The sequence below is a fragment of the Curtobacterium sp. SL109 genome, assembly GCF_026672405.1.
Taxonomy (GTDB): Bacteria; Actinomycetota; Actinomycetes; order Actinomycetales; family Microbacteriaceae; genus Curtobacterium.
In genome coordinates this window covers 2,809,546-2,831,650 of record NZ_JAPPRB010000002.1, presented here as the reverse complement: position 1 = coordinate 2,831,650, position 22,105 = coordinate 2,809,546, and the positions used below count along the sequence as shown (strand labels likewise).

Annotated in this window: 21 protein-coding genes; 12 read left to right on the top strand and 9 right to left on the bottom strand. The window is 71.3% G+C overall.

The features are described from left to right. Nucleotides 1–84: 84 nt before the first annotated feature. Entirely contained in the window at nucleotides 85–3,810 is a 3,726-nt protein-coding gene (locus tag OVA28_RS14905) for a multifunctional oxoglutarate decarboxylase/oxoglutarate dehydrogenase thiamine pyrophosphate-binding subunit/dihydrolipoyllysine-residue succinyltransferase subunit (protein WP_268097502.1), read from the bottom strand. Nucleotides 3,811–3,954: 144 nt separating this feature from the next. Here OVA28_RS14905 and OVA28_RS14900 point away from each other — a divergent pair, with 144 nt between their 5' ends. Beyond that, a complete protein-coding gene (locus OVA28_RS14900) occupies nucleotides 3,955–5,394 on the top strand; it encodes a GuaB1 family IMP dehydrogenase-related protein (RefSeq protein WP_268097501.1) in 1,440 nt (479 codons plus the stop codon). 169 nt (nucleotides 5,395–5,563) lie between these two features. Here the strand turns inward: OVA28_RS14900 and OVA28_RS14895 are convergent, their stop codons facing one another. The 4 genes from OVA28_RS14895 to OVA28_RS14880 all read right to left on the bottom strand — a co-directional run bounded on the left by OVA28_RS14895 (nucleotide 5,564) and on the right by OVA28_RS14880 (nucleotide 9,864). Further along, a complete protein-coding gene (locus tag OVA28_RS14895) occupies nucleotides 5,564–6,604 on the bottom strand; it encodes a hemolysin family protein (RefSeq protein ID WP_268097500.1) in 1,041 nt (346 codons plus the stop codon). Further along, on the bottom strand, nucleotides 6,601–7,977 hold the full coding sequence (locus OVA28_RS14890) for a hemolysin family protein (RefSeq protein ID WP_268097499.1): 1,377 nt from the start codon (nucleotides 7,975–7,977) through the stop codon (nucleotides 6,601–6,603). The genes OVA28_RS14895 and OVA28_RS14890 overlap by 4 nt, the downstream gene beginning before the upstream one ends. 169 nt (nucleotides 7,978–8,146) lie before the next feature. Beyond that, nucleotides 8,147–9,229, bottom strand: coding sequence for an NADH:flavin oxidoreductase/NADH oxidase (locus OVA28_RS14885; RefSeq protein ID WP_268097498.1), 1,083 nt, complete (start codon nucleotides 9,227–9,229; stop codon nucleotides 8,147–8,149). After that, the gene (locus tag OVA28_RS14880) at nucleotides 9,226–9,864 is read right to left on the bottom strand and encodes an HAD family hydrolase (protein WP_268097497.1); all 639 of its coding nucleotides are present in this window, start codon (nucleotides 9,862–9,864) and stop codon (nucleotides 9,226–9,228) included. Before OVA28_RS14880 ends, OVA28_RS14885 begins: the two co-directional genes overlap by 4 nt. A 24-nt stretch (nucleotides 9,865–9,888) precedes the next feature. Here OVA28_RS14880 and OVA28_RS14875 point away from each other — a divergent pair, with 24 nt between their 5' ends. The 6 genes from OVA28_RS14875 (at nucleotide 9,889) to OVA28_RS14850 (ending at nucleotide 13,814) form a co-directional block, all read left to right on the top strand. After that, entirely contained in the window at nucleotides 9,889–10,734 is an 846-nt protein-coding gene (locus tag OVA28_RS14875; protein WP_268097496.1) for an ADP-dependent NAD(P)H-hydrate dehydratase, read from the top strand. A gap of 224 nt (nucleotides 10,735–10,958) precedes the next feature. Next, a complete protein-coding gene (locus tag OVA28_RS14870; RefSeq protein ID WP_268097495.1) occupies nucleotides 10,959–11,825 on the top strand; it encodes an SDR family oxidoreductase in 867 nt (288 codons plus the stop codon). Between the two features lie 169 nt (nucleotides 11,826–11,994). Beyond that, the gene (locus tag OVA28_RS14865; protein WP_268097494.1) at nucleotides 11,995–12,222 is read left to right on the top strand and encodes a hypothetical protein; all 228 of its coding nucleotides are present in this window, start codon (nucleotides 11,995–11,997) and stop codon (nucleotides 12,220–12,222) included. A 43-nt stretch (nucleotides 12,223–12,265) separates the two neighbouring features. Next, nucleotides 12,266–13,279: a TerC family protein gene (locus OVA28_RS14860; RefSeq protein WP_268097493.1), complete on the top strand. Its 1,014-nt coding sequence runs from the start codon at nucleotides 12,266–12,268 to the stop codon at nucleotides 13,277–13,279. 77 nt (nucleotides 13,280–13,356) lie between these two features. After that, nucleotides 13,357–13,590, top strand: coding sequence for a hypothetical protein (locus OVA28_RS14855; RefSeq protein ID WP_268097492.1), 234 nt, complete (start codon nucleotides 13,357–13,359; stop codon nucleotides 13,588–13,590). Beyond that, a complete protein-coding gene (locus tag OVA28_RS14850; RefSeq protein ID WP_268097491.1) occupies nucleotides 13,590–13,814 on the top strand; it encodes a hypothetical protein in 225 nt (74 codons plus the stop codon). Before OVA28_RS14855 ends, OVA28_RS14850 begins: the two co-directional genes overlap by 1 nt. Nucleotides 13,815–13,913: 99 nt before the next feature. On the opposite strand, the gene OVA28_RS14845 is transcribed toward OVA28_RS14850, so the two are convergent. Then, a complete protein-coding gene (locus OVA28_RS14845) occupies nucleotides 13,914–14,891 on the bottom strand; it encodes an SDR family NAD(P)-dependent oxidoreductase (RefSeq protein ID WP_268097490.1) in 978 nt (325 codons plus the stop codon). Between the two features lie 106 nt (nucleotides 14,892–14,997). Beyond that, nucleotides 14,998–15,576, bottom strand: coding sequence for a TetR/AcrR family transcriptional regulator (locus OVA28_RS14840; protein ID WP_268097489.1), 579 nt, complete (start codon nucleotides 15,574–15,576; stop codon nucleotides 14,998–15,000). A gap of 66 nt (nucleotides 15,577–15,642) precedes the next feature. On the opposite strand from OVA28_RS14840, the gene OVA28_RS14835 reads away from it, so the two are divergent. Further along, entirely contained in the window at nucleotides 15,643–16,401 is a 759-nt protein-coding gene (locus OVA28_RS14835; RefSeq protein ID WP_268097488.1) for an SDR family NAD(P)-dependent oxidoreductase, read from the top strand. Between the two features lie 71 nt (nucleotides 16,402–16,472). Here OVA28_RS14835 and OVA28_RS14830 read toward each other — a convergent pair whose 3' ends face one another. After that, complete coding sequence (locus OVA28_RS14830; protein ID WP_268097487.1) at nucleotides 16,473–17,192, bottom strand: YceI family protein; 720 nt, start codon at nucleotides 17,190–17,192, stop codon at nucleotides 16,473–16,475. Between the two features lie 62 nt (nucleotides 17,193–17,254). Between OVA28_RS14830 and OVA28_RS14825 the strand changes: the two genes are divergently transcribed. The 4 genes from OVA28_RS14825 to OVA28_RS14810 all read left to right on the top strand — a co-directional run bounded on the left by OVA28_RS14825 (nucleotide 17,255) and on the right by OVA28_RS14810 (nucleotide 20,694). Beyond that, nucleotides 17,255–18,544: a hypothetical protein gene (locus OVA28_RS14825; RefSeq protein WP_268097486.1), complete on the top strand. Its 1,290-nt coding sequence runs from the start codon at nucleotides 17,255–17,257 to the stop codon at nucleotides 18,542–18,544. Next, complete coding sequence (locus OVA28_RS14820; RefSeq protein ID WP_268097485.1) at nucleotides 18,541–18,855, top strand: thiamine-binding protein; 315 nt, start codon at nucleotides 18,541–18,543, stop codon at nucleotides 18,853–18,855. The genes OVA28_RS14825 and OVA28_RS14820 overlap by 4 nt, the downstream gene beginning before the upstream one ends. 109 nt (nucleotides 18,856–18,964) lie before the next feature. Further along, nucleotides 18,965–19,156, top strand: a complete 192-nt coding sequence (locus OVA28_RS14815) for a hypothetical protein (protein WP_268097484.1) — start codon at nucleotides 18,965–18,967, stop codon at nucleotides 19,154–19,156. Nucleotides 19,157–19,425: 269 nt separating this feature from the next. Beyond that, nucleotides 19,426–20,694 (top strand): MFS transporter, encoded by a 1,269-nt coding sequence (locus OVA28_RS14810; protein ID WP_268097483.1) that lies wholly within the window; start codon nucleotides 19,426–19,428, stop codon nucleotides 20,692–20,694. A 660-nt stretch (nucleotides 20,695–21,354) separates the two neighbouring features. On the opposite strand, the gene OVA28_RS14805 is transcribed toward OVA28_RS14810, so the two are convergent. Then, complete coding sequence (locus OVA28_RS14805; RefSeq protein ID WP_071271083.1) at nucleotides 21,355–22,026, bottom strand: response regulator transcription factor; 672 nt, start codon at nucleotides 22,024–22,026, stop codon at nucleotides 21,355–21,357. Nucleotides 22,027–22,105: the final 79 nt, after the last annotated feature.

The following is a 22,105-nucleotide window of genomic DNA, read 5'->3' as shown; positions in this document are numbered from 1 at the left end:
GCCCCGCGCCCGCGCTTCGCGCCCCGGAACGGACAACGCGCCCCGACAGATCGGGGCGCGTTGTCCGTTGCGGGGCGCGGTCGGCTAGCCGAGCGCCTTCGTGATGACGTCGGAGGCCTCTTGCGACGAACGCTTCGACGACCCCGTGGCCGGTGCGGCACTGGCCGGACGGGACGCGACCGACAGCGGGCGGCCGTCGAGGTGCGGCGAGAGGTTCATGCACACGAACGGCCAGGCACCCTGGTTCTCGGGCTCTTCCTGTGCCCACACGACCTCGGCGTCCGGGTAGCCCGCCAGCACCTCGAGCAGACGCTCGAAGGGGAGCGGCGCGAGCTGCTCGAGCCGGACGAGGGCGACGTCGGTGATGCCACGCTTCTCGGCTTCGGCACGGAGGTCGTGGTGCACCTTGCCCGAGTGCAGCACGACGCGGCGCACGGCACCACGGTCGGCGATCGTGGCGTCGTCGATGACCTCCTCGAAGGTGCCGCTCGTGAACGCGTCCACCGGGCTCGTCGCCTGACGGAGTCGGAGCATCGCCTTCGGGCTGAACACCACGAGCGGCTTCTGCGGGCGCTCCCACGCCTGACGACGCAGCAGGTGGAAGTACGACGCCGGGGTCGACGGGCGTGCCACCACCATGTTGTCCTGGGCGCACAGCTGCAGGTAGCGCTCGATGCGGGCCGACGAGTGGTCGGGTCCCTGGCCCTCGTAGCCGTGCGGCAGCAGGAGCACCAGACCGGAGCGCTGGCCCCACTTCTGCTCGGCCGAGGAGATGAACTCGTCGATGACCGTCTGGGCGCCGTTCGCGAAGTCACCGAACTGCGCTTCCCAGAGCACGAGGGCGTCCGGGCGTTCCACCGAGTAGCCGTACTCGAACGCCATCGCCGCGTACTCGCTGAGCAGCGTGTCGTAGATGTAGAAGCGGGCCTGGTCCTCGGTCAGGTTCGACAGCGGCAGCCACTCCTGGCCGTTGGCGCGGTCGTGGAACACCGCCTGCCGCTGCACGAAGGTGCCGCGTCGGGCGTCCTGACCGGCGAGCCGGACGGGCTTGCCCTCGGTCAGCAGCGAGCCGATCGCCATCAGCTCGGCCATCGCCCAGTCGACACCGCCCTTGCGGGTCATCTCGGTGCGCTTCGTGAGCAGGGCCTGCAGCTTCGGGTGGACCTGGAACCCGGCGGGCGGGTTGCCGTGCGCGTCGCCGATGAGCTCGACGAGCTCCTGGGAGATCGCGGTGTCGCGGGCTTCGTGCTCGGAGTCGTCGCGCTGCGCTGCCGGTCGTTCGAGTCCCTGCACGGCACCGTCGTCGTCGGCCTCGATCACGGGGATCGTGCCGGTCTGGGCTTCGTGCGTCTCCGCGAAGGCCCGCTCGAGGCGGTCCTGGAAGTCGCGGTGGGCCTCGTCGTACTCCTCTTGCGTGATGTCGCCGCGACCGACGAGGGCCTCGGTGAACAGCGTGCGGACCGAGCGCTTGGCCTCGATGAGGTTGTACATGAGCGGCTGCGTCATCGAGGGGTCGTCGCCCTCGTTGTGGCCGCGGCGGCGGTAGCAGACGAGGTCGATGACGACGTCGCGGTGGAACTCCTCGCGGTACGCGAACGCCAGGTCGGCGACGCGCGCGACGGACTCGGGGTCGTCGCCGTTCACGTGGAAGATCGGTGCCTGGATCGTCTTGGCGACGTCGGTGGAGTACACCGAGGTGCGCGCCTGGTCCGGCGGGGTGGTGAAGCCGACCTGGTTGTTGATCACCAGGTGCACGGTGCCGCCGGTGCGGTAGCCGCGGAGCTGGGACATCTGCAGGGTCTCGACGACCACGCCCTGGCCCGCCATCGCGGCGTCGCCGTGGACGAGCACGGGGAGCACGCCGTAGACCCCGGCGGGGCCGCGGTCCTGCTTGGCGCGGACGATGCCCTCGAGCACGCCGTCGACGGCCTCGAGGTGGGACGGGTTCGCGGCGATCGTGACGGGGATCGTGGTGCCGCCCGACGCGCGGAAGACGCCCTCGGTGCCGACGTGGTACTTCACGTCACCGGAGCCCTGGCCCTGCACGGAGCCCGGGAGCGTGGTGCCCTCGAACTCACGGAAGATCTGGCCGTAGGTCTTGCCGGCGATGTTCGTCAGGACGTTCAGGCGACCGCGGTGGGCCATGCCGATCGCGACCTCGTCGAGCCCGGCGACTGCCGCGTGCTGGATGAGGGTGTCGAGGAAGGCGATGGTGGACTCGCCGCCCTCGAGCGAGAAGCGTTTCTGGCCGACGTACTTGGTCTGCAGGAAGGTCTCGAAGGCCTCGGCCTCGTTGAGCTTGCCGAGGACGCGGAGCTGCTCCTCCTTCGAGGGCTTGCTGTACGGGACCTCGATGCGGGCCTGGATCCAGCGGCGCTGCTCCGGGTCCTGGATGTGCATGTACTCGATGCCGACCGTGCGGCAGTAGGCGTCCCGGAGCACGCCGAGCACGTCACGGAGCGGCGCGTTCGTGGTGCCGGCGAGCCCACCGGTGACGAACTCGCGGTCGAGGTCCCAGAACGTCAGCCCGTGGCTCTCGATCTCGAGGTCGGGGTGCGTGCGCTGCCGGTACTCGAGCGGGTCGATGTCGGCCATCAGGTGTCCGCGGACCCGGAAGCTGTTGATGAGCTCCTGCACGCGGGCCGTCTTGTTGACGCGGTGCGCCAGGTCGACGTTGATGTCGTTCGCCCACTGGATCGGCTTGTACGGGATCCGGAGCGCCGAGAAGATGCCCTCGTAGAAGCCGTGCTCGCCGATGAGCCGCTCGTGCACCCGCTTGAGGTACTCGCCCGACCCGGCACCCTGGATGACGCGGTGGTCGTAGGTGCTGGTCAGCGTGATGGTCTTGCCGATGCCGAGCTCGACGAGGGTCTTGGCGGCCGAGCCCTGGAACTGCGCCGGGTACTCGAGCGCGCCCGCGCCGATGATCGACCCCTGGCCCTTCGTCAGGCGGGGGACCGAGTGCACGGTGCCGATGCCGCCCGGGTTCGTCAGGGAGATCGTCGTGCCCTGGAAGTCCGCCGGCGTGAGCTTGTTGTCGCGGGCGCGCTTGACCAGGTCCTCGTACGCGGAGAGGAACTGGCCGAACGTCAGCGACTCGGCGCGCTTGATGCTCGGGACGAGGAGGGAGCGGGTGCCGTCCTTCTTCGGGACGTCGATCGCGATGCCGAGGCCCACGTGCGCGGGCTGCACCACGAAGGGCTTGCCGTCGCGGTCCTCGTAGAACACGTTCTGGCTCGGGGTGTCCTTGAGCGCCTGCACCATGGCCCAGCCGATGAGGTGCGTGAACGAGATCTTGCCGCCGCGGGCACGGCGGAGGTGGTTGTTGATGACGATGCGGTTGTCGATCATCAGCTTCGCCGGGATCGTCCGCACGCTGGTCGCGGTGGGGACGGTCAGCGAGGCGTCCATGTTCGACGCCAGGGTCTTCGCCATGCCCCGGAGCGGCGTGGCCACGTCCTCGTGGGTCTCGTCGTGCTCGTCGGTCTGGTCGTTCGCCTCGGCCGGGATCGGCTGCGGGGACGGCTGCTTCGACGTGGTGCGGGCCTGGATCTGCCCGCCCTTGCCCTCGGCAGGAGCCGGCGGTGCCGCTGCGGTCGCCGGCTGCGCTGCGGCAGCGCCGGCGGCGTCACCGGCGGGAGCGGCGGCGCTGCCCTTCCCGCTCTGGTGGTAGCTCTCGAGGACCGGCCACCACGACTTGTCGACCGAGTCCTTGTCGGCGAGGAACTGCTCGTAGAGCTCGTCCACGAGCCACTCGTTCGCGCCGAATTCGCCCGCGGTCTCGTCAGTTCCGGTCAGATGGCTCGACACAGCCGATCGCCCACTCTCCGTCGATTGATGCTCGTGTGTGTCGTGCGACGCAACCCTGCCCCGCACGACGTCCAGCGTAGCCGTTCCCGCTTGACCGTCCGGTGTCAGGTCGAGGCATGTCGTTGGCGCAGTACGGTGGTCGGCATGAGGTTCTACGAGACCCGGCCGACGCACGACCTGACCTACTCCGACGTCTTCCTCGTGCCCAGTCGATCGGGTGTCACGAGCCGGTTCGACGTCGACCTCGCGTCGAACGACGGCACCGGCACCACGATCCCGATCGTCAGCGCGAACATGAACTCGGTCACGGGTCCACGTCTCGCCGCCACCCTCGCCCGACGCGGCGGGCTCGGGGTCCTGCCGCAGGACATGCACCTGCAGGACCTCGACGCCGCGATCCGCTGGGTCAAGGACCAGCCCGTCGACTTCGACACCGCGATCGACATGGGCGCCGACACCACGGTCGCCGAGACCCTCGAACAGCTGCTGCCGGTCGCCGGCCGCGGGGTCGTGGTGCGGGACGGCTCGGGGGAGTACCTCGGCTGCGTCCCCGCCACCCGCCTCGGCACCGCGGGCCCCGACGCCACGCTCCGCGACCTGCTGCACGGCGCCTCGACGGCCGTCGACGCCGACGACGCCGGCTCCTCGCGCCACGTCTACGACGTCCTCACCGCCGCCGACGTCGACTTCGCCCCGGTCATGCGGCACGGGCACGTCGTCGGCACCACCAGCCCGACGAGCGCCATCCGCTCGGACATCTACCGTCCGGCCGTCGACGCCTCCGGCCGGCTCCGGGTCGCCGCCGCGATCGGCATCAACGGCGACGTCGCCGCGAAGGCGAAGGCCCTCGCGAGCGCCGGCGTCGACGTCCTGGTGCTGGACACCGCGCACGGCCACCAGGAGGGCATGCTCCGTGCGCTCCGTGCCGTGTCTGAACTCCGTCTGGGCATCCCGCTCGTGGCGGGCAACGTCGTCACCGCCGACGCCGTCGCGCACCTCGTCGCCGCGGGTGCCGACATCGTCAAGGTCGGCGTCGGCCCCGGCGCCATGTGCACCACGCGCATGATGACCGCGGTCGGCCGTCCGCAGTTCTCCGCTGTGCTCGAGACCGCCGCTGCCGCCAGGTCCCTCGGCGCCCACGTCTGGGCCGACGGTGGCGTCCGCTACCCGCGCGACGTCGCACTCGCCCTCGCCGCGGGTGCCAGCTCGGTGATGATCGGCTCGTGGTTCGCCGGCACGCTCGAGGCCCCGGGCGTCCTGCGCCGCGACGCGAAGGGCGCCGCGTACAAGGAGAGCTGGGGGATGGCGTCCGCCAAGGCCGTCCGCGAGCGCTTCGAGCGGCTCGACCCGTACGAGCGGGCACGCAAGGCGCTGTTCGCCGAGGGGATCTCGTCCTCGACGATCTACCTCGACCCCGGGCGCCCGAGCGTCGAGGACCTGCTCGACATGATCACGACCGGCGTGCGCAGCTCCGCGACCTACGCGGGAGCGACCAGCCTGGCCGAGTTCTCGGAGCGCGCGCTCGTCGGCATCCAGTCCGCCGCCGGCTACGAAGAGGGCAAGCCGCTCCCGGTCAGCTGGTAGTCCCGGCGACGCCGAGACTCGGTCTGGCGGACAGCATCCGCCGTTCGGGAGGCGTGTTCTGTCCGCGTGGCCGAGTCTCGGGGTCCGGCCGCGCGGATCGCGTCCATCGGACGGACGGGAGGCTCGGTGCCAGCTGGCACCGAGCCTCCCGTCCGTCGTCCTGGTGCGTCTACCGGCGTCGGGTGGCGTCCTCGACGGTGCCCACGAGCTCCTCGAGGATGTCCTCCAGGAACAGCACGCCCGTCGTGCGGCCCTCCGCGTCGAACGCGCGGGCCACGTGGCGGCCGGCGGCGCGCATGGTGGCCAGGGCGTCCTCCAGGTCCATCTCCGTGTACAGCGAGATGAGCTGGCGGATGCGCTTCGGCGGCACCGGGTCGTCGAACTCGTCCGGCCGCAGGTCGATGACGTCCTTGACGTGGACGTAGCCGGTGGGCTCGCCCTCGTCGCCGACGAGCACGTAGCGGGAGAAGCCGCGCTGCGCGACCGCGCGCTCCACGTCACCGGGGGTGGCGACGTCGGGCAGGGTGACGAGCTCGGACATCGGCACCGCGATGTCCTTGACCTTCTTCTCGGTGAACTCGAACGCCATCCGGAGCGTGCCACCGTCGTCGGACAGGGTGCCCTCGCGACGGGACTGCTCGACGATCGTCTGGACCTCCTCCACCGTGTAGGCGCTCACGGCCTCGTCCTTCGGCTCGACCTTGAAGAGCCGGAGCACGGCGTTCGCGACCTCGTTCAGGCCGACGACGACCCAGTGCAGGCCGTGGCCGATGTACCAGAGCGTCGGCACGAGCAGCAGTGCGGCGCGGTCGGGCATCGAGAACGAGATGTTCTTCGGCACCATCTCGCCGAACACGACGTGCAGGAACGACACGAGCAGCAGCGTGAAGACGAACGCCACGATGCCGATGACCTCGACGCTCCACCCGGTCAGGTGCAGCGGGCCCTCGAGCAGGTGGTGGATCGCCGGTTCGGAGACGTTGAGGATGAGCAGCGAGCACACGGTGATGCCGAGCTGCGTGGTCGCGAGCATCCGGGTGGCGTGCTCCATCGCCCACAGGGTCATCTGTGCGGCGCGGGAGCCCTCCTCCGCCCGGGGCTCGATCTGCGAGCGGCGTGCGGAGATCACGGCGAACTCGGCCGCGACGAAGAACGCGTTGCCCATCAGCAGGACGACGAGCCAGAAGATCCCCCACCAGTCGGAGCTCATCGGGTGGCCTCCTTCTTCGTCTTGGTCGTGCCCTTGCCGGTCGTGGGGACGGTCACGCCGTCCGGCGGGGTGTCCACCGGGGTCGGGGTCCAGCGGATGCGGTCCACCCGGCGGCCGTCCAGACGTTCGACGCGGAAGACGCCGTCCGGCAGCGGGACCTCGTCGCCGACGATGGGCAGACGGCCGAGCGTCGACATGATGAAGCCGCCGACGGTCTCGTAGGGGCCGTCCTCGGGCACCTTGACGCCGGCGCGGTCCTCGAGCTCGTCCGGGCGGAGGAGCCCGGGGAACGTCAGCCAGTTGCGGGACCGGACGACGTCGATGCGGGCGCGGTCGTGTTCGTCGGAGACCTCGCCGACGAGTTCCTCGATCAGGTCCTCGAGCGTGACGACCCCGGCGGTCCCGCCGTACTCGTCGACGACGATGACCATCTGGTAGCCGCGACCGCGGACCTCGGTCAGCAGGGTGTCGCCGGGCATCGTCTCGGGGACCCGCTCGGCGTCGGTCATCAGCGCGCCGACCGGCACCTCGGGGCGTTTCTCCCGGGGGACCGCGACGGCCTGCTTGACGTGCACGAGGCCGACGACGTCGTCCGCGTCCTCCTCGATCACGGGGAAGCGGCTGAAGCCGGTACGGCGGGCGAGGGCGATGACGTCCTCGGCCGACTCGGACACGCGGATCGTGGAGAGCCGCGGGCGCGGGGTCATCACGTCGCTGGCGTCGAGCTCGGAGAAGGACAGCGTGCGCTGCAGGAGCGTCGCGGTGTCCTGTTCGAGCGACCCCTCGGACGCGGACCGCCGGAGCAGCGAGGTGAGCTCCTCGGCGCTGCGCGCACCGGACAGCTCTTCCTGCGGCTCGATGCCCATCGCGCGCAGCACCGCGTTCGCCGTGCCGTTCAGCACGGCGACGGCCGGCTTGAACACGGTGGTGAACGCGATCTGCAGCGGCACGACCAGGCGCGCCGTCTGCAGGGGGAGCGCGAGCGCGAAGTTCTTCGGCACGAGCTCGCCGAGGATCATCGAGAGCAGCGTCGCGATGACGAGCGCCACGATCGACCCCACCGTCTCGACGACGCCCTCGGGGAGGTCCATCGCCAGGAACGGGGCCTCGAGGAGCTTCGCGATCGAGGGCTCGAGCAGGTAGCCGGTGAGCAGCGTGGTCAGCGTGATGCCGAGCTGCGCGCTGGACAGGTGCGTCGAGGTGACCTTGAGCGCGCCGATGACCGGCGCCAGGCCGGCCTCGCCGCGGTCCCGTCGGGCCTCGACGTCGGCGCGGTCGAGGTTCACGAGGGAGAACTCGGACGCCACGAACACACCGGTGCCGAGGGTCAGCAGGATGCCGCCGACCAGCATCAGGACGTCGACGAGGCTCATCGTCGCCACCCCCGGTTGTCACGACGGACGGCGCGTCGGGCGCGCGATGAGTCAGGGCAGCTCACCGAGTGAGCGCCGGATGAGTGATGGGGCGAAGAAGGATTCGGAGGATCGTCCACAGTGAGTGTCATCGTACTGGGCGCTCAGTCGGCGGATGCCGAGAATGCGCTCACTTCGTGACGGATGCTCGGTGGTACTGCTGCGGCTCGTAGTCGATCTGCACGGTGAGCTCGCGAGCGGCTCGCAGCGCGAAGGACGGGTCGCGGAGGAACTCGCGCCCGACCATCACGACGTCGGCCTGCCCGGTCGCCACGATCTGCTCGGCCTGGAACGCCTCGGAGATCATGCCGACCGCGATCGTGCCGATGCCGGCGCCCTGCTTGATGCCGGCGGCGAAGGGCACCTGGTAGCCCGGGCCGACGGGGATCGGGGCCGAGGCCACGTTCCCGCCGGTCGAGACGTCGGCCAGGTCGGCACCGTGCTCGGCGGCCCAGCGTGCGACCTGGACGGTCTCCTCGAGCGTGACGCCGCCCTCGGTCCAGTCGGTGGCGGAGAAGCGGACGACGACCGGGAAGCCCTCGCCGACCTCGTTGAGCACGGCGTCGACCACGTCGGGCAGCGCGCGGGCGCGGTTCTCGAGCGACCCGCCGAACTCGTCGGTGCGGTGGTTGCTCAGCGGCGAGAGGAACTGGTGCAGCAGGTACCCGTGGGCGGCGTGCAGCTCGACGAGGTCGAACCCGGCCTCGACCGATCGACGCGCGGCGGCGGCGAACCCGAGGGCCACGAGGCGGATGTCCTCGGTGGTGAGCTCGCGCGGGACGTCGTAGCCGTCGAACGCGACGGCCGACGGGGCCACCGTGGTCCAGCCGCCCTCGGACGCGGGGACCGTGCCGTGGGTGGTGTCCCAGGGGCGGTACGTCGAGGCCTTGCGGCCGGCGTGCGCGAGCTGGATGCCCGCGGCGGCACCCTGCGAGTGGATGAAGTCGACGATCGGACGGTAGGCGTCACGCTGCTCGTCGTTCCAGAGGCCGAGGTCCTGCGGGGTGATGCGGCCCTCCGGCACGACACCGGTGGCCTCGAGCACGACCGCGCCCGCGCCGCCCTTGGCGAACCCGCCGAGGTGCACGAGGTGCCACGGCGTCGGGACGCCGTCCTGCTGGTCCACCGAGTACTGGCACATCGGCGAGACCCAGATGCGGTTGCGGACCGTCAGGTCGCGGATGGTGATCGGCTCGAACAGGGCGTGCGTCACGCGGTGGCTCCTTCGTCAGGTGCGTCGGCGAGCTGCTGCAGGAAGGTGCGCAGTGCTGCCGGCGAGGTGTAGTGGTGGCCGACCGCCCCGATCGCTTCCGCGCCGGTGGCGTTCTCGGCCCTGTTGTCCACGAACACCATCTGCGCCGGGTCGATTCCCAGTCGGGCACAGGTGTCGCGGTAGATGGACGCGTCGGGCTTCAGCACGTGCTCCTCGGCGCTCACCACGACGGTCTCGAACAGCGAGCCCATCGGGGACCGGCGGTAGGGGTCGCCGAAGTCGAACCCGGCGTTCGACAGCAGTGCCAGGCGGGTGCCGGCGTCGTGCAGCTCCTCGACCAGGTCGAGCACCTCGGGGTCGACCTCGAACCACCCGGTGTAGTCGAGCGCCCAGAGCCGGTGCACCTCGCTGACCGACCACGTGCGGCCCGTGCGCTGGCCGATCGCGCGCCAGTAGTCGAGCACCGAGAGGTCACCGCGGTCCAGGTCGTGCCGGAGCTCCTGGTGGACGGGGAACAGCTCGTCGGCGGTCAGGCCCGTCGCCGCGAGCAGGGCCTGGCGTGCCGCGTGCGGTGTCCGGCTGATCACCTCGCCGTAGTCGAAGACGACGACACGACCAGGCAGGGACAGGCTCATGCGCCCCACCGTAACGTGGGCACGATGAACGACTTCGTGCCCTTCTCCGTGTCCGATGCCGCCGCCTGGGTCACCGCGCCGAGCGGGGAGTCGACGAAGTACCGCCGCGGTGTGCTCGGCGTCGCGACGGGCTCGGACCGCTACCCGGGCGCCGCGGTCATGGGCGTCGACGCGGCCGTGCACACCGGCGTCGGCATGGTCCGGTACGTCGGACCGGACCGCGCCACCGACTTCGTGCTCGCCCGTCGCCCCGAGGTCGTCGCCGGCGTGGGCCGCGTGCAGGCCTGGCTCGTCGGCTCGGGGATCTCCGCAGCCTCGCTCGGTTCGCTCGACCCGGCGACCGCGGCCGCGTTCGAGCACGCGTCCGACGACGGCGTCCCGGTGGTGGTCGACGCCGGGGCCATCCCGCTCGTCGACCTCGGGCCGCTCGCGGTGCTGACGCCGCACGCGGGGGAGCTGGCCGCCCTGCTCGACGTCTCCCGCGAGTCCGTCGAGGCCGACCCGCGGGGCTCGGCGCTCCGGGCCGCCGAACGGACCGGCAGCGTCGTGCTCCTCAAGGGCGCGGACACGCACGTGGTCACACCCGACGGGTCCGTCCGGCTCGTGGCGTCGTCCGCCACGCCGTGGCTCGCGGCCGCCGGCGCCGGGGACGTCCTCGGCGGGGTGCTCGGCGCGCTCGTCGCCAGCCGCGCGGGGAGCAGCGACGTCGGCCCGTCGGACCTCGCGCACCTGGCCGCAGCCGCCGCGGTGGTGCACGGCACGGCCGCCCGGCGGGCGTCCGGCGGCGGCCCGTTCACGATGACCACGCTCATCGAGGCACTGCCCGGCGTCGTGCGCGACCTCGTCGTGGACGGCGACGCGCGGGCCTGACGCGGTCCGCTCGCTCGTCGAGTGCGTGCGTCCGCACGTCACGGACGGGAGGCTCGGTGGCGGACCGGTGGGCAGCCTCCCGTCCGGTGGGGTGCGCGCCGCGCTCGCCGACACCGGCGTTGCCAGCGTGGGCGGGACCCGGTAGCGTCCTGGCCATGCAGTGCCGCTGAACCGTCTCCGATCCCACCCACGCGCCCTCCTGCGGCGCCATCGAGAGGTTCACCATGTCCGCATCCCTGCCCCTGCACGGCCAGACCGCCCTCGTCACCGGCGTCTCACGACGCCGCGGCATCGGGTACGCCGTCGCCACGAAGCTCGCGTCCCTCGGCGCCGACGTCGTCATCCACCACCACCGGCCGCACGACCTCGACCTGCCGTGGGGCGGGGACGACCTCGACGCCGTCCGGGCCGGCGTACGGGAGCACCTGACCGACGGTGCCCGGTTCGCCGACGTCGGCGCCGACCTGTCTGATGCGGCGAGCATCACCGACGTCATCGCCGCGGCGGTCGGGCTCGCCGGGCGGCTCGACGTCCTGGTGTGCAACCACGCGAAGAGCGGCGACGACGGCAGCATCCTCGACATGACGCCCGAGCGGCTCGACGCCTTCTGGGACGTCAACGCCCGCTCCACCCTGCTGCTGACGGCCGAGTTCGCGCGGCTCCGGGCACCGCACCGCGACGAGCCGAGCCGGCCGGGCGACCGGATCGTCGGCAACGGGCCGTACGCCGAGGCGCAGGGGCACGTGTTCTGGATGACCTCCGGGCAGATCCACGGCGCCATGCGGGGCGAGGTGGCCTACGCCACGAGCAAGGCCGCACTCGCCGGGGTCACGCCGACCGTCGCCGCGGAGCTGCTCGAGCTCGGGATCGTGCTCAACACGGTCAACCCCGGGCCGGTGAACACGGGCTACATGGACCCGGAGTCGACGGACCGGTCGCTCGAGGACCTCGACGCCTACGTCGCGAGCACGCCGTTCGGTCGCGTCGGTGCGCCGCAGGACCCGGCCGAGCTCATCGGGTGGCTGTCGACCTCGGCCGGGAGCTGGGTCGTGGGGCAGGTCCTCACGACGGACGGCGGGTTCGGGTTGTGAGCTCGTCGGGTCGAGCGGGCGGGGTGCTCGACCCGGAACGACAGCGTCGAGGTCGTACGACGGCGACGTCGTCGCGGCGCGGTCCCTCGTGGCCGCGCGCGACAATGCGGAGGTCGTACGACAGCGAGGGTGTCGCGGTGAGCCGCGGTCCGACCAGCAGGATCAGCCGGTGACGACGACGGCTGCACAGACGGTGTTCGCCGTCACGCTGGTCCTGGTCCTGGGCGTGGCTTCGGCGCTCGCGGGATCGGTCCTCCAGCAGCGCCGCGCGCTCGAGCGCCGACGGACGGGCGTGACCGATCGCCTGCGGTCGACGCTGCTCGAGGGGGTGCTCGTCGCGCTCGGTGGCGTCCTGATCGTCGGAGCGCTCGCCGCGGCCCACGTCGCCTATCCTTGACGTCTGTTCAGCGAGTCCCACCAGCAGCAAGGACCACCACGCAATGCCCGAACTCCCCGTCGTGTTCGAAGTCGGCTCGATCGTCGCGCTCGTCGTGATCCTGCTCGCGGACCTGCTCATCGTGGCGCGGCGTCCGCACGTGCCGACGCTCAAGGAGTCGGCGGTGTGGGTCGGCGTCTACGTGGGGCTCGCGCTCGTGTTCGCCGTCGCGATGCTCGTCTTCGCGGGTGGTGAGCCGGCGGGGCAGTTCCTGGCCGGGTGGCTCACCGAGTACAGCCTGAGCATCGACAACCTGTTCGTCTTCGTCATCATCATGGCGCGGTTCTCGGTGCCGAAGAAGATCCAGCAAGAGGTGCTCATGCTGGGCATCATCATCGCGCTCGTCCTGCGCGGGATCTTCATCCTGGTCGGCGCGCAGCTCATCGAGAACTTCTCGTGGATCTTCTACATCTTCGGCGCCTGGCTCGTCTGGACCGCGATCCAGCAGCTGCGCGGCGAGGACGAGGACGAGGAGCAGAAGGACGGCTTCATCGTCCGCCTGCTGCGCCGTCGCGTGCGCCTGACGGACACGTTCGACGGGATGAAGTTCCGCACGCACAAGGACGGCGTCCGGCACTTCACACCCCTGCTCGTCGTGCTCATCGCGATCGGCACCACCGACCTGCTCTTCGCCCTCGATTCGATCCCGGCGATCTTCGGCATCACCGAGAGCCCGTTCATCGTCTTCACCTCGAACGTCTTCGCCCTGATGGGCCTGCGGCAGCTGTACTTCCTGCTCGGCGGCCTGCTGGAGCGGCTGGTCTACCTCAAGTACGGGATCGCGTTCATCCTCGCGTTCATCGGAGTGAAGCTCGTCCTGCACGCACTGCACGGCAACGAGCTGCCGTTCCTGAACGGCGGCGACCACATCGCGTGGGCGCCGGAGATCCCGACGTGGGTCTCGCTCGTGGTCATCCTCGCGGCGATGGGCGTCTCCACGATCGCCAGCGTCGTGCGCATCCGGCACGAGGAGTCGAAGACGCCGGACGACGTCGAGCCGGCTCGCGCGGCCGACTGATGCTGGGCGCTGCCGGACACCGTCGTCACCGCTGAGGCGCACTGAGCACCGCCTGCCCGGTCGATAGGATGTGAGGTATGCCCACACCCTGGATGCAGCGCACCGGTCGAACCCCGGGAGGCGTCATCGGAGCAGTCTTCAACGTCGTCGTGTGTGGGGTGCTCGTCGTGGCCTTGCCTGTCATCGCACTCACGTCCGGGCAGGATCCGGCCCACATCGCGTTCGCGGTGCTCGGGTTCGCGATCGCCGTCGGGCTCGAGGTCGTGTTCGTCCGCACTCTGCGCCAGCAGATCGCTCGGCGGCGGGGCTGATGAACCCGCAACTCGTCTTCGGGATCGGTGGTGCCGTAGCTGCCCTGTGGGGACTCACGATCGTGGTCTCCCCGCAGTGGGCGCGGAAGGTCGGCGGTGACCAGTTCGCCAATGGCAAACCGATCACGCTGGGCTTCATGCGGTTCATCGGCGTCTTCCTCGCCGTGATCGGAACGCTCTTCGTCGTCGCCGCGCTGACGGGCTTCCTGCCGTCCCACGGCTGACCGGGCCACGTCCGGACGGGGGCTCGGTGCCGGACCGGTGCCGAGCCTCCAGCGCGGTGCGCGGTGCGGAAGACCGTCGGACCGGCGGGACGGTCGCCGTCAGGCCAGCAGCTGCTCCGTGACCGCCCAGAGCCGCCGAGCATCCGCCTCGTCGAGCATCGCGGAGTTCGCGTCCGACGGGATGCTCGACGCGGTCAACGGCCGCACGGTGTCGTCGAGCACGGCGACGTCGCTGTCCTTGAGGTAGACGCCGCCCACGCCGTCGAGCACCGGGCTCACCGCGCCGAACACCAGGGTCGCCGCGCCCTGCTCGACGGTCTTCTTGCCGACGGCGGGGTCGATGACCGTCGCGCCGTCGGCGTCGATGAGGCCCTGCTCCCGGTGCGACGCCAGGCGCGACGGGTCGTGCGGGCCGGGGCCGATGACGACACCCGGGTGCGCGGCGAACGCACGGATGCCCTCGTCGGCCAGGCGCCGGTCGAGCTCCACCGTGAACAGGACGTTCGCCCGCTTGGACTGCCCGTAGGCCGCACCGGCGTCGTACCCGCGGGCGAAGGCGAGGTCGTCCCAGCGGATCTGCCCGAACCGTGCGGCTCCGGAGGTGACGGTGAGCACGCGGGCGCCGTCCGCGGCACGGAGCGCCGGCAGGAGTGCCCGCGTGAGCTGGAAGTGCCCGAGGTGCGTCGTCGAGAAGGACAGTTCGTTGCCGCGGTCGTCGAGTCGCCGCTCGGGGGAGAAGAGCATCGCGGCGTTGTTGACGAGCGCGTGCAGCGGGCGGCCGGTCGCCCTCCAGCGCTCGGCGAACGCGTCGATCGAGACCGGGTCGGTGAGGTCGAGCTGTTCCACCGTGACGCCGGGCAGGTCGGCGACGGCGGCGCTTGCCCGTTCGGTGTCCCGGGCGGCGACGGTGACCGAGGCCCCGGCGGCTGCGAGGGCCCGGGAGACCTCCCGTCCGAGCCGGCTGTGGCCGCCCGTGACGACCACCTGCCGTCCGGTGAGGTCGAGGCCGGCGAGGACGTCGGTCGCTGTGGACGCTGCGGTGAACCCGGAATCGGTCGGGTGTTGGTCGGTGATCACGGTGGCGGTGCCTCTCGTCGGACGGTCTGGCACCCGAAACGGAATGCCGTTCCGTCAATATACGGAACGCTGTTCCGTTTCGCAAGGGATGCCATCCGGAAGGTCGTCAGTCCCGGCTCACCGACCCACCGAGTGCTCGCGCGACCACGGCCTCCGGAGGTTCCGTGCCGTTCCGTGCCCACCACGTCAGCGCGGCCGTCGCCTCGGCGGCGCGAGCTGCGGCCCGGACCGTGACTCCGAGGTCCTCGTGGTCCATGCCGTCGCGGTCGGCGATGCCCTCGCGCAGCACCTGGGTCAGTGCGCTGTGCTGCGCCGCGCCCTCGCTCGCCAGGGACGGGTTCCGGTCGATCACCAGGAGTCGCCGTCGCGTGACGTCCTGGTCGTCGGACGGGAACGCCGACGCCTCCACCAGTGCCGCGCACACGGCGGTGTCCCCGTCGACGTCGGCGGGGAGGACGCGCAGGGCAGTGCCGACCCGGTCGATGAACTCGTCGAAGCCGCCCCACACCAGGGACCCCTTCGTCGGGAAGAGCCGGAACACCGATCGACGGCTCACCCCGGCGGCCGTGGCGACGTCGTCCATCGACACCGCGTCGAAGTCCCGGGCGGTGAACAGCTCGAGGGCGACGGCGGCGATGCGGTGCGGCGCGATCGTCCGTGGCCGACCGATGGGGGTGTCGGACATCAGGTTCCCTTTCAGCACTGAGTGCTACAAATGGTCACACGTGTTCGTGACTCACTGAGGAGAACCATGACAGACACCACCGCCGGCCGCTTCGCCGGCAAGACCATCGTCGTGACGGGCGCCGGCTCCGGCATCGGCCGTGCGACCGCGATCCGCCTCGCCGGCGAGGGCGGCCGCGTCATCGCGACCGACGTCGTCGCCGAGCGCCTCGACGCCCTGCGCGCCGACCTGCCCGACGCCGACCTGGAGACCGTCGTCGGCGACGTGTCGCAGGCCGAGACCATCCAGCAGGTCGTCGCCGCGGCGGGTGACCGCATCGACTCGCTCGCGAACGTCGCGGGGATCATGGACCGCTTCCTGCCGCCGTCCGAGGTCGACGACGCGACGTGGGAGCGGGTCTTCAGCGTGAACGTCACCGCACCGATGCGCCTGACGCGCGCCGTGCTCCCGCTGATGATCGCCGCCGGTTCCGGCACGATCGTGAACGTCGCGTCCGAGGCCGCGCTCCGTGGCTCCACCGCCGGAGCGGCCTACACGTCGTCGAAGCACGCCATCGCCGGCTTCACGAAGAGCATCGCGTTCTTCCACGGACCGCAGGGCATCCGCGCCAACGCGGTCGCACCGGGAGCGGTCGAGACGAACATCGAGGCCCCGATGGGCAGCGAGTACGCCGCCAGCCGCATCGGGCCCGTCGTCCAGGCGATCGTCCCGGCAGCCGCGCAGCCGGACCAGCTCGCCGCCGCCATCACCTGGCTGCTCAGCGACGACTCGTCGAACGTCAACGGCGTCGTGCTGCCGAGCGACGGCGGCTGGTCTGCCGTCTAGACCCGGCCACAGACGGACAGGAGGCTCGGTGCCGGTCCGGCACCGAGCCTCCTGTCCGGTGGGGTGTGTGCCTACTGCTGCGGCGTCGCGTGGACGAGGAACTCGACGCCTCCCGCGTCGTCGACCTTCACGAAGCCGAGGTTCGGCGCCTGCACGTTGAAGTCAGCGAAGGTGAGCGGGATCGTACCGGAGATGTCGACCCCGTCGCCGCTCAGACCGACCTCGAGCGCCGCGGTCACGGGCTTCGTCACGCCGTGCAGGGTGAGGTCACCGGTGGCCTCGACCTTCTTCGTGGCGGTGCCGGTCGGGACGGCGTCCTCGATCGGCTTCGTGAGGGTGAAGGTGGCCGTCGGGAACGCCGACGTGTCGAGCGCGGAGTCGCGGAAGTACGAGTCGCGCTGCTCGGAGTCGGTCGTGATGTCGCCGACCTGCACCTGGATCGTCGCGGCGGCGATCGCGGTGCCGTCGACCTTCGCGCTGCCGGAGACGCTCTTCGTGCGGCCCGTGACCGTGACGTCGGAGCCGTTGAGCACCTCGTGCAGGCGGTAGCCGGCCTCGGAGTCACCACCGACGGCCCAGTCCCCGGAGAGGGTCTGCGTCTCGAGCGTGGAGGGCTCCCGGGTCGCGGCGACGGTCGGCGTGGCCGAGGCCTTCGCGTTCTCGGTGTCCGAGTACACCGAGGTGCCGATGACGGTGCCCACGACGGCGAGCACGGCGACGCCGACGACGACGGAGATCCAGATGACGGCCTTGCGCCGGGGTGCGTTCCCGCGCGGGGATGAGGAGGTCACACGTCGAACGCTGACACGTCACCCTCGGGAACTCCTGGGGACCTGGCCGCTACGCTCGTCCGGTGCAGCAGTCCAGGTGGTTCGAACGTGCGGGCTTCGGAGCCGCGTTCGCGGGCGTGCACCTCGTGCTCTGGTGGCTGACGACGGTCACCGCGAACCTGCCGCTCGGGGACGTGACGATCACCTACCGGCGGTGGATCGAGACCGGGCTGAGCTCCCACTTCTGGGTCGGGATGGACTCGGACTGGGTGTACCCGATCCTGGCGATCGTGCCGATGGCCGCGGCGGCGATCGGCGGCGTGGCCTCGATCGGCACCGGCTGGCTCGTGCTGATGGTCGTGCTCGACGCGGTGGCCTGCGCGTTCCTCTGGCGGTTCCGGGCACTCGGCGTGCGGGTCGTCTGGTGGTGGCTCGTGTTCCTGCTCGCGCTCGGCCCGATCGGGCTCGGGCGGATCGACACCGTCGCGACCGCCGTGGCCCTGGTCGGGGTCTGCTTCGTGGCGTCGCGGCCGGCCGTGGCGTCCGCGGTGTTCACCGTCGCCGCCTGGGTCAAGGTGTGGCCGGCGGCGCTCGTCGGGGTGCTCCTGGTCCTCCGGCGCGGACACCGGGCCGGTGTGCTGACCGGGGCACTGACGGTGACCGCGCTCGTCGTGCTCGTCGACGTGCTCTTCGGCGGAGCGGCGCACCTGCTCTCGTTCATCGGCCAGCAGAGCGGCCGGGCGCTGCAGATCGAGGCACCGCTCGCGACGCCCTTCATGTGGGCCGCTGCCGCGCACGTGCCCGGCGCGGCCGTCTTCTACGACACCGAGATCCTGACGTTCGAGGTCTCCGGCACCGGCACGCACCTGGCGGCAGCCGTGTCGACGCCGCTGATGGCGCTCGTCGTCGTCGCGGGCGTCGTCCTCGCCGCGTGGGCCGTCGGCCGGGGCGCCCGCCGGGCCGAGGTGGCGCCGGTGCTCGCGCTGCTGCTCGTCGCGGCCCTCGTCGCGACGAACAAGGTGGGGTCGCCGCAGTACATCGGGTGGTTCGCCGTGCCCATCGTCTGGGGCCTGGTGGCAGGACGGGGGAGCGCCAGGCGGTTCCTGCCCGTGGCGGTCGCCGCACTGCCGATGGCCCTGCTGACACAGCTCGTCTACCCGGGGTGGTACGACCAGGTGCTCTCCGTGCAGCCGTGGATCCTCGTGGTGCTGACCGTGCGGAACGCGCTCGAAGTCGCGATCCTGGTGTGGGCCGTCGTGGCCGTGGTGCGGCTCGGGTTGCGCGGGGTGCGTCCGGTCACACAGCCAGGAGGCTCGGCTGACCTCCCCGGGTCTGGTCCGGACCGCGTGTCCCGGGGCAGGATGGGCGCATGATCGTCGCGTTCTCCGTCGCCCCGTCCGGTGGTCCCTCCGAGCAGCCGGACGGGTCCGTGCACGACGCCGCCGCTGCCGCCGTGCGGGTCGTCCGCGAGTCCGGACTGCCGAACCACACGTCCTCGATGTTCACCGAGGTCGAGGGGGAGTGGGACGAGGTGATGGCCGTCGTCAAGGCCGCGACCGAGGCCGTCGGCGCCTTCGGGACGCGGGTGTCGCTCGTGCTCAAGGCCGACATCCGACCCGGGTACACGGGCGAGCTCGAGGGCAAGGTCGCACGCCTGGAGACCGCGCTCGAGGGCGGTTCCTGAGTCCTCCACGACACGCCGCCCGGGTCCCGATGATGTCGGTGGTCGGGTGTGTCATGGCTTTCAGACGGACACACCGGGTGTCCTGTCCTGGACCCACGAGGAGACCGTGATGATGCACGACGGCTGGTGCCCCGACTGTGACCTGCGAACGGTCGTCATCGACTCGGACGAGTCCGGCTCCGGCAACGCCTGGGCGTCCTGCACCGAGTGCGGCGTCGGGTGGGTGCACCGTGATGAGCACCCGTCGGAGTCGTCGCGCCGCGCCGCTCGGCAGCCGTCCGAGGAGCGTCGCGCGGCCTGACCGTGCGGGATCGGCCGACCGGGGGCTCGAATCGATTCGGCCGAGGGCTTCCGGCGGCGCTTTGGAGCGGTCTACACTGAACCGACCGGGTCGCACTGCTGACCCGGTCGCTTCCGTTCACCGCCGAACGGGCCGGCCCAGACGCCGGTCGTGACGATGCGGTCCGGACGCCGGACCTCGGACGACCCCGTCGACGCCGCTCCACCAGCCGTGTGCCCGACCAGGGCTGCGGCCGGTCCTGCCCGCACCTCGTTCGAAGACCAGGCACCATGTCCCAGCTCACGCCGGCGCGACGCGCGCTCGCGATCACCGCCCTCGCCCTCGGTGGGTTCGCCATCGGGTCGACCGAGTTCGTCGCGATGGGGCTGTTGCCGAACATCGCCGCCGCACTCCTGCCGACCCAGTACTCGGCCGACCCGGACGCCGGGATCGCCCACGCCGGATGGCTCGTCAGCGCCTACGCGCTCGGTGTCGTCGTCGGTGCCCCGACCATCGCCGCGATGAGCGCCCGGTTCCCCCGCAAGGGGCTGCTCATGGTGCTGCTCGTCGGGTTCGTGGTCGCGACGGTGGCCAGCGCGGTGCTGCCCTCGTTCGGCCTCGTCCTGGTCGCACGCTTCGTCGCCGGGCTCCCGCACGGGGCGTACTTCGGCATCGCCTCGATCGTCGCCGGCGACATCATGGGTCCGGGCAAGCGCGGCAAGGGCATCGCGATGGTCCTGCTCGGCCTGTCCGTCGCGAACGTCGTCGGTGTGCCGGCGATCACCTGGATCGGGCAGACCTCCGGGTGGCGCGTGGCCTACGGCGTCGTCGCCGTCCTGTTCGCCGCGACGTTCCTCGCCGTGTCTGCCTTCGTCCCGCGGTCGGCTCGTGACGAGTCCGCGTCGATCCGTCGGGAGCTCAGTGCCTTCCGCGTGCCGCAGGTCTGGCTCGTGATGGGGCTCGGCGCCGTCGGCTTCGGCGGGTTCTTCGCCGTCTACTCGTACATCTCGCCGCTCGTCACGAACGTCACCGGGCTGCCCGAGGCCGCCGTGCCGCTGGTGCTCGTGGTGGTCGGACTCGGCATGGTCGTCGGCGGCGTGCTCGGCGGCCACCTGGCGGACCACAGCGTCAAGCGCACGATCTACGTCGGGATGTTCGCGCTCATCGCCTCGCTGCTGTTCATGGTGCTCACCGCGCAGTGGACCGTCGGCGTCTTCGTCGGGGCGTTCCTGCTCGGAGCGACCTCGTCCGCGATCCCGCCGGCGGTGCAGTCCCGCCTGATGGACATGGCCGGTGACGCCAGGACCATCGCGGCGGCGCTCAACCACTCGGCGTTCAACATCGGCAACTCGCTCGGTGCGGCCCTCGGTGGCGCGGTCATCGCGGCCGGCTTCGGGTTCGTCGCGCCGGGGTGGCTCGGCATCGGGCTCGCGCTGCTCGGTGTCGGCATGACGGCGATCAGCTACGGGGTCGAGCGTCGCACGAACCGCCGCGCTGCTGCTGCCGCCGCCGAGCGCACCTCGACGGGCCCGATCGAGGCGCCGGTCCCCGTCGGCTGACCCCGACTCGCAGCGCGCGTCCCGTGACTCGGACGTGCGCTCGGTGAGATCGGACTCCGCGTCGGGTCCGGCGGGACCGAGGCGACACGGAGTGCGATCTCACCGGGCCAGGGCGGTGCATGCCGAGTGGTCACGACACCCCGTCGGTGCGCCGTCGAGCGGTCACATCTCGTCGTGCGCGGCGTCGGGAAGCGACGAACCGAGGCCGCTCGGCGGACGTGAGCGGGGTGTCGTGACCGCTCGCGCGCGGGCGGGACCGCCGAGACGCAGCCTGCGACAGTGAGATCGCACTTCGCGTCGGGTCCGGCGGGACCGAGGCGACACGGAGCGCGATCTCACCAGGCCAGGCCAGGCTAGGCCAGGCCAGGACGGGGCATGCCGAGTGGTCACGACACCCCGTCGGTGCGCCGTCGAGCGGTCACATCTCGTCGTGCGCGGCGTCGGGGAGCGACGAACCGAGGCCGCTCGGCGGACGTGAGCGGGGTGTCGTGACCGCTCGCGCGCGGGCGGGACCGGCGAGACGCAGCCTGCGACAGTGAGATCGCACTCCGTGTCGGGTCCGGCGGGACCGACGCGACACGAAGTGCGATCTCAGCGGAATGGGCTCAGCGGCGCGGGAACGGCGGAACGGGTCCAGCGGCGCGGGTTCAGCGGCGCGGGCTACAGGCCGTGCGGGCTGCCGTCCTGCACGATGATGCCGTCGGTGATCGCCCGCTTCCGGAGCGCCACCTTCGTGCCCACGTCGAAGCCGGCCACGCGGTACTTCTCGCGGATGCGCTTGAGGTAGCTCTTGGCGGTCTCCTCGGAGATGCCGAGCTGGTACGCCACGCTCTTGACGGGTTCGCCACCGCCGTAGAGCGCCATGACGCGGCGCTCCTGGGCGCTGAGCTTCGGCACGCCACCGACGTCACCGGAGTTGATCGCGAGGTCGAGCTCCGCGGACACGTACTGCTCGCCGCGCTGGGCGGAGCGGATGGCCTCGACGATCATGTCGGCGTCCTCGCTCTTCACGAGGTAGCCGAGGGCGCCGGACCCGAGGGCCTCGCGCACGACGTTCGGCTCCGAGTACGTGCTCATCACGACGGTCTTCACGCCAGCGGTCTTCAGCGTCGAGATCTTCAGCGAGACCGGGATGGAGTCCTTGAGGTCGAGGTCGAGGAGCACCACGTCCACCGGGAACGCCGGGCTCGTGAGGAGCTCCGGCCAGGTCGTGACCGCTGCGACGAGCGTGATGTCGTCGGCGGCGCCCCGGATCCACTCGGTCAGCGCGCCGAGGAGCATCCTGTGGTCGTCGACGAGTGCGAGTCGGATCGGTTCCTCTGGAGTCGCCATGTCGGCGTCCTTTCTCGTGGTCTGCGTGGCCGAGCCTAGAGGTCGGCTGCACGCTGGAGGCGCAGGTGGTCAGGGTGTC

Coding starts and splice junctions, on each gene's coding strand:
- OVA28_RS14900 (WP_268097501.1), top strand. CDS start 3,955: ATGAGGTTCTACGAGACCCGGCCGACGCACGACCTGACCTACTCCGAC.
- OVA28_RS14895 (WP_268097500.1), bottom strand. CDS start 6,604: ATGAGCTCCGACTGGTGGGGGATCTTCTGGCTCGTCGTCCTGCTGATG.
- OVA28_RS14890 (WP_268097499.1), bottom strand. CDS start 7,977: ATGAGCCTCGTCGACGTCCTGATGCTGGTCGGCGGCATCCTGCTGACC.
- OVA28_RS14880 (WP_268097497.1), bottom strand. CDS start 9,864: ATGAGCCTGTCCCTGCCTGGTCGTGTCGTCGTCTTCGACTACGGCGAG.
- OVA28_RS14875 (WP_268097496.1), top strand. CDS start 9,889: ATGAACGACTTCGTGCCCTTCTCCGTGTCCGATGCCGCCGCCTGGGTC.
- OVA28_RS14870 (WP_268097495.1), top strand. CDS start 10,959: ATGTCCGCATCCCTGCCCCTGCACGGCCAGACCGCCCTCGTCACCGGC.
- OVA28_RS14860 (WP_268097493.1), top strand. CDS start 12,266: ATGCCCGAACTCCCCGTCGTGTTCGAAGTCGGCTCGATCGTCGCGCTC.
- OVA28_RS14855 (WP_268097492.1), top strand. CDS start 13,357: ATGCCCACACCCTGGATGCAGCGCACCGGTCGAACCCCGGGAGGCGTC.
- OVA28_RS14850 (WP_268097491.1), top strand. CDS start 13,590: ATGAACCCGCAACTCGTCTTCGGGATCGGTGGTGCCGTAGCTGCCCTG.
- OVA28_RS14840 (WP_268097489.1), bottom strand. CDS start 15,576: ATGTCCGACACCCCCATCGGTCGGCCACGGACGATCGCGCCGCACCGC.
- OVA28_RS14835 (WP_268097488.1), top strand. CDS start 15,643: ATGACAGACACCACCGCCGGCCGCTTCGCCGGCAAGACCATCGTCGTG.
- OVA28_RS14820 (WP_268097485.1), top strand. CDS start 18,541: ATGATCGTCGCGTTCTCCGTCGCCCCGTCCGGTGGTCCCTCCGAGCAG.
- OVA28_RS14815 (WP_268097484.1), top strand. CDS start 18,965: ATGATGCACGACGGCTGGTGCCCCGACTGTGACCTGCGAACGGTCGTC.
- OVA28_RS14810 (WP_268097483.1), top strand. CDS start 19,426: ATGTCCCAGCTCACGCCGGCGCGACGCGCGCTCGCGATCACCGCCCTC.
- OVA28_RS14805 (WP_071271083.1), bottom strand. CDS start 22,026: ATGGCGACTCCAGAGGAACCGATCCGACTCGCACTCGTCGACGACCAC.